The sequence below is a fragment of the Mycoplasma crocodyli MP145 genome, from assembly GCF_000025845.1.
GTDB classification, from domain to species: domain Bacteria; phylum Bacillota_I; class Bacilli_A; order Mycoplasmatales; family Metamycoplasmataceae; genus Mycoplasmopsis; species Mycoplasmopsis crocodyli.
Genome location: NC_014014.1, coordinates 518634 through 531231 on the forward strand (window position 1 = coordinate 518634; position 12598 = coordinate 531231).

The 12598-nt window shown below is 26.6% G+C and carries 10 protein-coding genes and 1 riboswitch; of the genes, 6 read left to right on the plus strand and 4 right to left on the minus strand.

Annotated features, from left to right (window positions below):
* Positions 1-36 precede the first annotated feature (36 nt).
* Positions 37-1998: a glycoside hydrolase family 2 protein gene (locus MCRO_RS02270; protein WP_041594052.1), complete on the plus strand. Its 1962-nt coding sequence runs from the start codon at positions 37-39 to the stop codon at positions 1996-1998.
* 348 nt (positions 1999-2346) lie between these two features.
* A complete protein-coding gene (locus MCRO_RS02275; RefSeq protein WP_041594053.1) occupies positions 2347-2805 on the plus strand; it encodes a hypothetical protein in 459 nt (152 codons plus the stop codon).
* 427 nt (positions 2806-3232) lie between these two features.
* On the opposite strand, the gene MCRO_RS02280 is transcribed toward MCRO_RS02275, so the two are convergent.
* The gene (locus tag MCRO_RS02280; RefSeq protein ID WP_013054532.1) at positions 3233-4237 is read right to left on the minus strand and encodes a nicotinate phosphoribosyltransferase; all 1005 of its coding nucleotides are present in this window, start codon (positions 4235-4237) and stop codon (positions 3233-3235) included.
* 26 nt (positions 4238-4263) lie between these two features.
* A riboswitch (FMN riboswitch) is annotated at positions 4264-4380 on the minus strand.
* Between the two features lie 233 nt (positions 4381-4613).
* Here MCRO_RS02280 and MCRO_RS02285 point away from each other — a divergent pair.
* Entirely contained in the window at positions 4614-5807 is a 1194-nt protein-coding gene (locus tag MCRO_RS02285; RefSeq protein ID WP_041594054.1) for a hypothetical protein, read from the plus strand.
* Positions 5808-5958: 151 nt separating this feature from the next.
* Positions 5959-7155, plus strand: coding sequence for a hypothetical protein (locus tag MCRO_RS02290; RefSeq protein WP_013054206.1), 1197 nt, complete (start codon positions 5959-5961; stop codon positions 7153-7155).
* A gap of 101 nt (positions 7156-7256) precedes the next feature.
* On the opposite strand, the gene rpsR is transcribed toward MCRO_RS02290, so the two are convergent.
* Genes rpsR through rpsF form a run of 3 tightly spaced genes read right to left on the minus strand, consistent with a single transcriptional unit; the run spans position 7257 to position 8553 of the window.
* The gene (gene rpsR / locus MCRO_RS02295) at positions 7257-7514 is read right to left on the minus strand and encodes a 30S ribosomal protein S18 (RefSeq protein ID WP_013054748.1); all 258 of its coding nucleotides are present in this window, start codon (positions 7512-7514) and stop codon (positions 7257-7259) included.
* A 20-nt stretch (positions 7515-7534) separates the two neighbouring features.
* On the minus strand, positions 7535-8029 hold the full coding sequence (locus MCRO_RS02300; RefSeq protein ID WP_013054686.1) for a single-stranded DNA-binding protein: 495 nt from the start codon (positions 8027-8029) through the stop codon (positions 7535-7537).
* Positions 8030-8040: 11 nt separating this feature from the next.
* The gene (gene rpsF / locus MCRO_RS04070; protein ID WP_083757856.1) at positions 8041-8553 is read right to left on the minus strand and encodes a 30S ribosomal protein S6; all 513 of its coding nucleotides are present in this window, start codon (positions 8551-8553) and stop codon (positions 8041-8043) included.
* Positions 8554-8777: 224 nt separating this feature from the next.
* On the opposite strand from rpsF, the gene MCRO_RS02310 reads away from it, so the two are divergent.
* Both MCRO_RS02310 and topA read left to right on the plus strand, forming a co-directional pair.
* Complete coding sequence (locus MCRO_RS02310) at positions 8778-10634, plus strand: hypothetical protein (protein WP_013054459.1); 1857 nt, start codon at positions 8778-8780, stop codon at positions 10632-10634.
* Positions 10635-10725: 91 nt separating this feature from the next.
* Positions 10726-12573: a type I DNA topoisomerase gene (gene topA, locus MCRO_RS02315; RefSeq protein WP_013054252.1), complete on the plus strand. Its 1848-nt coding sequence runs from the start codon at positions 10726-10728 to the stop codon at positions 12571-12573.
* The last annotated feature ends 25 nt before the right edge of the window (positions 12574-12598 follow it).

Consider the following 12598-nt stretch of genomic DNA (forward strand, 5'->3'; position numbering starts at 1 on the left):
CATTTTTTATCATAAAGTAAAAAAACAAGGAGAAAAATGAGAAGAATAATTAATATAAACAAAGATTGAATGTTTAGCAAAAAAGCTAAAAGCGCTCCAAAAATCGCACCTAAAGAATGGCATGTTGTTGATCTTCCTCACACGTGAAATGTATATGATGGAGCAGATGGAGGAAGCGACTATTATAGAGGAAAATGTTATTACTTCAAAAACTTGGTAGTTCCTTTTTTTCACTATGGTCAAGAAAATGTTTATTTGGAATTTAACGGTGTTAATTCAAACTGTAAAATATATTTAGACAATAACTTAATTGGAGAACACTCTGGAGGGTATTCAACTTTTAGAATTAAAGTTGACACTTCTAAACTTAACAAAATTGGTAATCAATTAGTAGTTGAAGTCGATAATAGCGAAAATGATTTTACATACCCACTCGATTCTGATTACACACAATATGGTGGAATATATCGTGATGTAAATTTAATAATAGTTAGTCAAAGCCACATTGATTTAGAACACTATGGATCAAAAGGAGTTTATGTAGATTATGAACTTTATGATGAGTATGCAATAGTTAAAGCTAAAGTTTATACTAAAGATTCGATTGGAAAAAATTTAAGTGTAGAAATCGCTAAAAAAACCGATAAAGTTATAGCTTATGCTTCTACTATTATTCAAGATGATTACGAAGAATTAGAACTAATAATTAAAGAACCTATTTTATGAGAAGGAACAATAAACCCTTATCTATACAAAGCTATTTTTAGCATAGAATCTAAAAACTTAATCATTGACCAAGTATCTGTTAATTTTGGATTCAGAACATTTAATGCACAAAATAAAAATAAATTCTTATTAAATGATAGACACTATGATTTAAGAGGAGTATCTAAACATCAAGATAAATGAGCGAAGGGAAGCGCTATATCAGTTGATGATCAAAAAGAAGATATAGATTTAATTTGCCAAATGGGTGCAAACTCATTAAGATTGGCACACTACCAACATCCACAATTTACTTATGATTATGCTGATGAAAAAGGAATTATAATCTGAGCCGAAATTCCTCTTATTAAGTTTTTTAATATGAGCGAAAAAGCACAAAAAAACTTAATGCAACAATTAAGTGAATTGATTTTACAAAACTATAACCATCCATCAATTCTTTTTTGGGGATTAGGAAATGGAATTAACTTAGATGAAAAAAACGAAAAAGATGCAATTGAATTACTAGAAAAACTACATGCACGTGCTAAGATTTTAGATAAAAATAGACTAACATTTTTATCCCAAAAATGAGATACACCTATCAGTTCAAAAACAAATACAATAACTGATTTAGTGGCGTATAATCTTTATTTTGGAACAAAAGAGGATGATTTAAATGAGTTTAAAAATTGATTGATTTCATGAGAAAAACAATATCCAAATAAGCCTATATCCATAGGTAAATATGGAACAAATTCAATCGTTAGATTTCATAATAAAAATCCTAAAATTGGAGACCATACAGAAGAATTTCAAGCTTCATACCATGAATATATTTTAAGAAACTTTTGCCAAAATGAAGGTGTTATGTCAACATTTTTATGAAGCATGTTTGACTTTGGAAATGATGTTTTAGAAGAAGGAAATACACCAGGAACAGACAACAAAGGAATTATTACTTTTGATAGAAGAATTAAAAAAGATACTTATTACTTATACCAGGCTTTTTGATCATTTAGAAAATTTGTTTATATAGTTTCAAGACGTAGAGCAATAAGAGAGCAACATGAAAATATGATCATTAAAATTTATTCAAATCTTGATGAAGTTTCTTTATTTATAGACGGGCAATTAATAGAAACAAAAAAGGGTAATAAAGTTTTTGAATTTAATGCAGGAAAATTAGAACTGGGAAGACACTTTATTGAGGTTAATGCTTCATCCATGTCGGATATAGTAACTATAGAAGTTGTTAAAGATAATAGACATCACTACTTAAACGATAATTAAACATATATAAATGATGAGTACTCATCATTTATTTTTTTAAAAAAATGTTCACCAATACTAAAAAAACTAATTTTAAGATTATTAATAAAAAACTATTTTTATCGCTTTTTTATGTTTTTATGAAAATTAAAGAATAAATTGTATATGAGGATAGAAAAACAATTACAAATGATACAACATTTACAATTAACTCCACCATTAACAATAAAGAGTATGTCGTTAAACTAAATAGAAAATACTTAAAGGAGAATTTTTTTAAAGGAGGCTTCAGCAATTAAAATAGGACATTATAATTTAGAAACACTCAAAGCTGAATATAAGGCAAAATTTATTGAACTTATAAAAGTGATGGAAATTGATTTTAATAATATACCAAGTAAACAATTAAGTGAAACAAGCAAGAAAAATAGAGAAATAGTTGAATTTAACAAAAAAGTTTATGATTACACTTCTAGCAAATATGGAGCAAACATAATAAAATTTAATACAAAAGATAATAAAACTTTTAATTTGGATGTAAATAACAATAAATTAGAAGAATTAAAACAATTGGGTTTTAACCATATACTCATTTTAACTGGATTATTTTCAGAAGAAATCTTTAGAAACATTTTATTTCAAAAGTTTCAAGATAATGATTTTGGATTTAAATACAAAATTGATTCAATACTTGATGTGAGAATTAAAAGTGTAAATTACAAAGAAGGCACACCAGAACTATTGTGGCATACGCTTACAAAGTTAATGAAACACCGTTATAATAACATTATTAGTTGGTCTTGGTTTAGCAACGTATTATTCATTTAATTACGTAAAACAAAATCATCATCAAAACAAATATAAAGATCCAAAAAATCATATAAACCAACAACAAATAAGAGATTTTTTTGATGTAAAAATAGAAAATAACGAAACTATAGTAAGTATTAAAAATCACATTAGTAAGGAAGTTGAAATTTACTTAAAGTACTATGGTTATGATACATTAGAAATCTTTCCTCTTTTAGAAAATTCGCAAAACAATAATTTTTACACATGTCCAACTTATGATTTAACAAAAATAGAAATAACTGCTAATAAAAAAGCAAAATTAAAAATAAATAGTTCATATATGAACTTTTGAATTACACTATCAAACAAAAGTATAAGTAATATCATAGATCATAACAGCCCTCGTCCTATAACATTATGAAACTATAAAATAAGTTAGATTAAAAAATAAATGCTTCAGCATTTATTTTTTGTTCTTATACAAAATAAGGTTTTTATTTTCTCTGTAAAATCTTCCTTCTTTTGCTTCTTTTTTACCGTTCAATAATGTTGCATCAGCACTAAATGAATTAGTTAATTTAAATATACTTTGACCAACTCCGTAATAATCAACAGGGGATTTATTCGCTTCGAATTCTTTAATTTTTTCGGCATTAAATCCACTTGAAACAACGATTTTATAATCTCTTGCTCCTGCTTTATCAAGTTCTTTTCTTAATCTTTTAACTTGTTCAAGATTAACACCATAATGTTTTTGAGGTTCATTATCAAACATATGATCAACCATGTTTTTTGAAGTATCAAGTCTAATTCCTCAAACATGATTTCCTAATTCTTTTCATACTCTAAGTGACTCTGTTATAACATCATTAGTATAGTCAACTAAAGCTATTAACTTGTTATTTGGAAAATGTTTATAGTACGCTTTCATCGCAGCAACAATATCGCCAGCAAAACCTTGAATTAAAACATGTGGAACAGAACCGAATGTAACTTCATTATTATCAATATTTTGCGCTTCAGTTGAAACTAAATTAATTCCACCAATTTTTACTGCTTTACCATCAACTTCTTGATTTAAATAATGATCAGCTCTATCACCCATAAAAATAATTGGTTTATTATTTGCAGCCAAAACACAATCTCTTGCATTTGATGCTATTGATGTTGATCTAGATAAAATTCCATCAATAACACCTTCTCAAATTCCAAAATCTTGATACTTACCTTCAAGTTCAAGAACTATTTCTAAATTATTAATTAATGTACCATCCGGTAAGTATCTAATGGTATATTTACTTGTATTCGTTTCGTGAGAAAGTAATTCCAAAACTTCGCTCATTCCAGCCAAAATTGCATTATCTTTTCTTTGAAAAAATTGTAATGTAATAATATTATCTTTTTTTTCTTCTTCTAAAATTTTGCTAGCTTTAAAGAAATAACTAGCAATATATTTTTCTCTATTCATAAAAACTCCATGAGTTTTCCAGGGACTTGTATTTTCTTCATTCAGACTTTACTGTCGGTATAGGAATTTCACCTATTCATGCTTAAAAAAGTACGAAGACTTTAACTTCCGGTTTAGACTTTCACTAAGTCAGAAAACTACAAACATTGTTTGCTTTGTAATTATAATATATAAGTTAATTTAGTGAAATATTAATATTAAAAAAATATAATTAATTACTATCAATAAATTTATCAATAGTGAAAAATTCTAAATTATTTAAAAAAAATATAAAAAAATCATTTTTTTGGTCAAGATGTTATTTATAAAACTTTGAATATTTTTGTAAAAATAATTATGATTTTTATATAATATTAACATTAAATTAAGGAGAAAAATGAAAAAAATAAGTTTAATAACTCTTGGAACAATGCTTCCATTAGTATCAGCTTTAAGTATAGTTTCATGTAACGATACTAATAAAGCAAAAACAACAAAAGAACTTAACGAAATAGCTAAAATAGTTACAGTTGAATATACAGATAAAGCTAAAACTTTATTAAGTGAAGCAACCAAGGACAAAGTAACATTTAGTGGTTTTGATACAAAACTATATGCAATCACAGGTTCAGCTATCGTTAAAGACGCAACAAAAAATGAATTAAAAGTTTCTTTTAGTCTTAAAGAAGTTAATGGTTCTGTTGCTTCAGATCCAAAAACATTAGTAATTACAGGGTTTAAAATTGCAACAGTAACTCCTACTAAAAATAAAGAAGACGTTTTAAATGATGCAAAAGTAGAATTACAAAAATCATTAACAGATTCATATGCTGATACTTTAAAAACAATGACAGATAAAGATGCTCAAGCAAAAATGCAAGCTACAATTGATAAATTAAACAAGGAATTAGTTGCCGCTGCTGAAAAACAACTTGATGAAATCAATAAAGAATTTGATTTAATATCATTAGACAATATGAAGGCTTTAACAGCTAGTTATAAAGAAATTTTAAACTCAACAAACTCAATAGTAGTAAATTCAATAAAAGATGTTGTAACAAAATTCAATTCAGGTACAAAAGTTACAAACGGATTAGAAACATTAAAGAACTACCTAACCACTGAAGTTATTACAAAATACTTAGTTGACATGACTAGTACATTAACCCAAGTTGCTCCTAATGTTGGTACAATAGGTGGAGAAATTCTTGGTGTATTAACAACAGATGAAACTACAAAAGACATCAAAGATATTGATAAAGTTGTAACTGGATTAACAGAATACTTTAAGAACGAGGCGTTTACAAATCTTGTTATAAAAATGAAAGAAGTTAAATTCGATAAATTATCAACTGATGGATATGTTAAAGTTTTTGAAACCACAATTTCAGAATTAAAAACTACATTTAAAACAGAAGCTGCTGCAAAACTTAAAACATTATTAAATAACAATGATGAAGACTATGCAAAAGTTAAAAAAGTTTTAGAAGGTAAATATACATTCCTTGAAAAACAATTCAAAACAATGGCAGATACCTTTGTTACTCAATTAAGAACATTGGCTGAAGACATTCAAACAAACTTAAAATAAAATTATTTTAGAGAGCAAAAATGCTCTTTTTTATTTTCATTTTTTGCTAAAATAATTGCAATTAAGTGATGAATATTTACTAAATATTTTAAATAAATTTCATTATAAAATATATAATATGAATACTAATTAAACAATACTTAGGAGAAAAATGAAAAAAACAATTTTATTAACAATTGGTGCAATTAGTTTACCACTAGCTCTAACTACTGTAGTTTCATGTGTTGATGAATCTGAAAAAGGATTAACAAAAGAACAACTTAATGCTGAAGCGGCAAAAGTTACTTTATTATATGAAAACTCTGAAAATACTTTACTTAAAGATGCTGTTATTGAAGCAGTTACTTTTGTAGGTTTTGACGTTCAAAAATTTGAGATATCTTCAAAAACWGGTAAGATTAACGAAGCAACAAAGTCATTTGAAGTAACATTCACATTAAGTGAAAAAGGCAAAAAACTTACAAGCGATCAAAAGACACTAAACATTACAAAATTTAAAACAAAAGAATCAACAACAGTTAAATATAACAATATATTTATAGAAGCTTTTCAAAGAAATACAAAAGATCTTTTTAAAGCTATAAAAGCAGAAAACGATGATGCAAAACTTACTAAGACAAAAGAATTACAATCCAACCTTGCAAATGGATTAAATGAAGTTCAAAAAGTTATTGTTGATTATCAAAAATCAGCACTAGAAGAAATATCAAAATCATTCCCCGAACTTAGCGTTGATGAATTAGGAGTTACCGGTTCAGCACTTAACTTGCTAGTTGATTCAGTTGAAAAATGAGTAGTAGGAATTACAAAATCAATAGTAGCAGATTACATTAATACAGAAAAATATGATAATGGTATTGCGGCACTTAAAACAAAAATCACTGAAGAGAAATTAAAAGAATTATCTACAATGTTAGGCGACAAAATCACTGATTTAGGAACACTTTTAAAACCAGTTACAACAACAGTTTTTAAAACTTTAAATACAAATGAAACAACAAAGAATATTAAAGATTTAGATAAACAAACAGCAGAATTAGTTAAATATTTTGAAACTGAAGCATTTGCTAATGTATCAAAAAAATTAAATGAAATTGATTTTAAAAATGTGACAAATGGATACAAAGTTAAATTAGAAGAAGTAAAAAAAGTTCTTGTTGATGATTTTAAAAGTCAAATCAAAACTAAACTAGATACTTTATTTACAGATGAAAAAGAAAAAACAGCAATTAAGGAAGCACTTAGAGCAAAATTTGATGTGTTAATGTTGCAAGTTAACAATGCTGCTCAAGCATTATTTACAGGAATGCAAAAACTAGCAACAACACTAGATTTGATTAAAAAATAATTGTTCTTAAAAATAAACAAAATGTCAGGTTGTCCTGATATTTTTTAATAACCATCTATTAATAGTAAATAAAAAAATCAGGTTGCCCCGATTAATTATATTTATTTAGATAAACGAACACGAGATACTGTGTATGGTAAGAAAGCAATGTATCTTGCTCTCTTAATTGCACTAGCAATTTTTCTTTGATGTTTAGCACAAGCACCTGAGTTTGCCTTAGGTTTAATTTGACCTGTAGCATTAATATACTTTTTAAGAGTTTCTACATCTTTGTAATCGATATATTGTACATGGTTTTCGCAGAATTCACATGCTCTTTTTTTGAACTGGAAGTTTTTCTTCTTTTTAATAAATTTCATAATTTATTTTCCTTTCATGACTATAGATTGTCAATATCATTAAATCCAATATCTCAATTATCATTTTTATCATCACTTTCATTTTTTGAAGTTGGATAGTCTTTGACAAATTGTGGTTTAGGATTTTTATTTTGATTAAAAGAATTATTAATATAATTTGTATTTGTAGATTGTGTTGAACCGTTATTTCTTGCTTCAATAACTGATTTAGGTTCTAACAAATTAATATTTTCCACAGTAACTTCATAATTTCTTATCATTTTTCCATCACTTCCTTCATAAGAACTTGATGTAAATGTTCCTTCAATTGAAACTAAAGAACCTTTTTTAGCGTATCTATTTATAAAATCTGCTGACGATCTTCATGCAACTAATGGAATAAAATCTGTTTGTTCCTGAGGTTGTGATTGTCTTCTGGAAACTGCTATTGTAAATCTACAATATGGAATGTTACTTGAAGTAATATTATATCTAATATCACTAGCTACTCTTCCAATTAATAATACTTTATTCATAAATTCCTCTTTTAATTATTATCTGAAGTTTTAACTGTTCTTCTAACTTTAGGTTTGTCACCTTGAACTTCTGTTTCTTTTTTGTAAACTCTTTTTGTTTTAACGCCATCAACTGCTGTTGAGTTTTCATCGCCAGCAATCCTTGCTCTTGGTGTATATTCTCTTTTGTGTGTTGATTGTTCATCTTTTCTAAATGATTTTACAAAAGGTTTTTTAACAAATTGTTTCTTGTTTTTAGAAATATTTAAACCTTTTTCTGAATCTAAATTAACTACTAAATTTCTTCAAACGGTTTTTAAGATGTTTGCTTTTCTTGAAAATTCAGCAATCAATTCTGGTTTAGCTTCAACTTCTGCTAAATAGTAATGAGCATGCTTAGATTTATTAATTTCATAAGCTAACTCTGTTTTTTCTAATTTTTGTGTCTTCTTAACACCTTTACCAAAAACCTCATCAAGAAGTTTAGTAGCTGTATTCGCTTCAGCTTTAGGATCAAGAATTAAGACAATTTCATATTTTGCCATTGTTCCTCCTTATGGACTTATGGGCTTACTAGCCAAGGAGTATAAATACTCAATGACTATTATATATATTTATTTTTAAAGTATAAATATTATTTTAAATATTTTTAGATAAGTATAAATATAACCACTATGTTTAAATCCTTATAATTATGTGGTTAGTTGTTGTGTTCACAAAAAAATACTTAAAAATAGTATAATTATCAATATGAAAACAATGGAGAAAAATGAAAAAAAATAAAAAACTTATAACACTTTTGCAAGTTTGAAGTGCAGTATCTTTGCCTACTTTTTGCTTAATTTCTTGTGTTAAAAATACTAACGATAAAGATAAAAGTACAAACAACAAAGACAATGGAACATCTACAGAAGAAGATAATAATAAAATCTTACCAAGTGAAATGAAAGATAAATTTAATTATTTTAAGACTGATAAAATTATTAACAATAACTTCAATACCTTCTATCAAGACCTTTTTGATTCGGCAACAAATGAAGTTCCAACCGTTTTAATATCAAGAAATGCATCACAAGCTTACATTGCATTATTATTACAAATGATTGGAGATTTAGAAATTAGTAACGGGACAAGTTTTGCAAATATTGAAAACAACGATATTTTATTATTAGTTGATCAAATGACATACAATAGTAAAAAAACAGAAAAACAAAAGTTTAATTTTAAGGACATATTAGATAAGTACAAAAACGATAAACAAAAAGATTTAGCAATTTATCATAATCTAAATCAAATCGACCCTACTAAAGATGTTCCGTACGAAAGATTCTTAACAAACAAAGAAAACGGAATTGACTCGCTAGTTGAATTAAAAACATATTTAAAAAAATGACTAGATAAAAATAATGATCAAAAATTTGACTTTTATATTCCTGAATTGAGTTGATTCGAAACTAAAGATGATACAAAATTATGAGACTTTATAACTAAGCATGCTAATAAAATTATTTTTATTACGGACGGAAATGCATTAACATGACAAGATGTTTCGGGAACCTTTAATTCATATTTTGATAAGTTAAATAATCAAATTAGTCCAATAGTGCCAATTCAAGATCTGAAAAAAGATATTGAAAAGAGATACTCTACTTATGCAAAAGAAACAAAACAAGATAAAAAACTTCCTAAGTGACTTGAAGAATTTAAACTTGATTCTAAAATTAGAATGTATAGTTGAACTAATGGAAGTAAAAATGAAAACAACAAAATAACTATGAATTATTCTCCTGTTGATTTCTTTGCATTAGACCAAGATATGAACTTAAATGGTAAAGTTATTAATTCAGAGAAAAATATTATAGGTTTTGAAATTAATGATTTTTCAGATTTATTAATTTCAAATGCTTCTATGTATGATAAGAAAAAGAAAAATGTAATTTGAAGTGGGTCTTCATTATTTATCTCGAAAGATAGCAACAAAAGAAATGAATTTAGATTCAACAATCTTCCTCACGCAAAATATGAATTACAAAATTTAATAAAGGCTTTCCAAGTTAAATTTCCACCAAGTGAATACAACTGATTATTTAAATTACATCCATATTTTAGAGATGGTGAAGAATCGTTAAACTACATCAAAGAAATTGCACCAGATATAACACATCCAATTGTTATTAAGTCAAGCGCAAGCATAGAAAACATAATCACCTATGATATACATCAATTAAAAAATGGTAAGGAAGCTTTTTTATTTGATAAAGAAGATCAAAAAAATATTAATTCAATTCCAAAAACAACATTTATTGGTGGACAACCTTCAACATCGTTATTAAGTTCAGTTATGCATTTAATATCGTCATCACTTAATATTTCGCTTAATCAAGCAAATAGATATATTAATCCTGCAAACTTCCCATACCCTTCTTCTTATCACACAATAACAAGAGATACAACTTATGTAAAACCAAGTGTAGGTAAATCAATCAACTTAAAAAGTCTGGAAAAAATATATAAAGATTTAATTGATGCAGAGTTATTCCCAACATTAGATTCGTTTGTTTCAGCTAATGACATAATAGAAAAATATCTTGGAAAAGAAAAAACAATTAATCCTTTTTTAAAATAATTTTATAAACAGAAAATGGTAATCACTTTCTGTTTTTTTGTAATTTGAAATAAATTGTTAATAAAAAAATAAATTGTGATAAATTTAAATTATGAGTAAATTTTTAGTAATAGTTGAATCCCCAAACAAAGTAGCAACAATAAAAAAATATTTGGGTAATGATTATGATGTAGAAGCAAGTGTAGGTCACATTGCAAAAATGAAAACATCTGGTCCTTATGGATTAGGTATTGATTTTGAAAATTGAGAACCATTATATTCGCTTGAATCAGGAAAAAAAGAATTGATAAAAAAATTAAAAGATTTAGCAAAAAATGCTGAATGAGTTTATATATCAACTGACCCCGACCGTGAAGGAGAAGCAATCGGTGATCACTTAGTTCAATATCTAAAAATAAGTGATAAATATAATAGAATTAAGTATAATGAAATTACCAAAGATGCTATACTACAAGCAATTTCAAAACCCGCTAACTTAGATGAAGACTTAGTTAATGCACAAAAGGCAAGAAGAATGCTTGATAGAATAATAGGTTTTAGATTAAGTCAATTAATGAAACAAAAATTAGTTAATACACCTACTAATCCCAGTGCTGGAAGAGTACAATCAATAGCTTTAAAATTAGTAATTGATCGCGAAAATGAAATTGAAGCTTTCATACCAGAAGACTACTATAAATTAGAAGCTCACTTAGGACAAGAATTAATTGCAAATTACATTAATATGGAAAATACTTCAGATAAAAGAGATTGAATTTTTCCTAATCAAATTGATGGGTATAAAACATTTTTTACAAATATAAAAAATAATACATTAACTGTTTCAAGTGTTGATGTATCAGAAAAAAGAGTTGGATCTGTTACTCCTTTTAAACAAGCTGTACTTTATAGAAGAAGTCAATACAATTCATCAATAACTCAATCTGCTGCTCAAAAACTTTATGAAGGTTATGGAGATGGCGGATTAATTTCGTATCCACGTACCGATAGCACAAGACTAAGCCAAACATTTATAGATAACGCAAGAAAATATGTTCTTGATAAATGAGGTCAAGAATATATAGCTAGTGATGTAAAAGGATTTTCAGGAGATCAAGATGCCCATGAAGCAATAAGACCTACCGATTTACACTTAACACCAGAAATAGCAAAAGCTAAATATTCTGAAATGACTGATTACGAATATAATGTTTATAAACTAATTTACATTAATACACTACAAGCAATAATGACTCGTCCATTGAGAGTTAACAAAAGTTATACTTTATTAATTGATAAATATACTTTTAAAATGAATTTTTCAACCGTTAAATTTGATGGATATTATGTAATTACAGGTCAATATGATCAAGATAATAATGATCCTAATTATGAAATAAACCAAAAAATTAAAGTTAATGAATATAAATTTAGTGATCACCAAACAAAACCAAGACCAAGATATACAGAAGGTTCTTTAATTGAAGCACTTGATGAAATTAAAGTTGGAAGACCATCCACTTTTGCCACAACAGTTAAAATTTTAAAGGATCGGGAATATGTAATTAATGAAGCAAGCGCACTTAAACCAACTGAATTTGGAAAGTCAGTTTTAGAAAAATTAATTTTTTCATTCTCAAATATTATTAACGAATCATATACAGCTCTTGTTGAAGAGCAATTAGATTTAATTGCTGAAAATAAATTGTCAAAAGAACCTGTAATGCAAGATTTTTGACAAAGATTTGACGAAACTATGAATGAAGCAATTAACACAATGGAAAGAACTGTTTTACTTCCTATTTCTCTAGATGAAAAATGTCCTGAGGATGCTGCTGATCTGCTTGTAAAAAGAAATAGAAAAGGTCAAAAATTCGCAGGGTGTGCAAATTATCCAAATTGTACTTATACAAAAAGTATTGAAAAACCAAGAGGATTTTTTAGAAAAAAGGCTGTATAAGCCTTTTATATTTTTTTAAAAAATA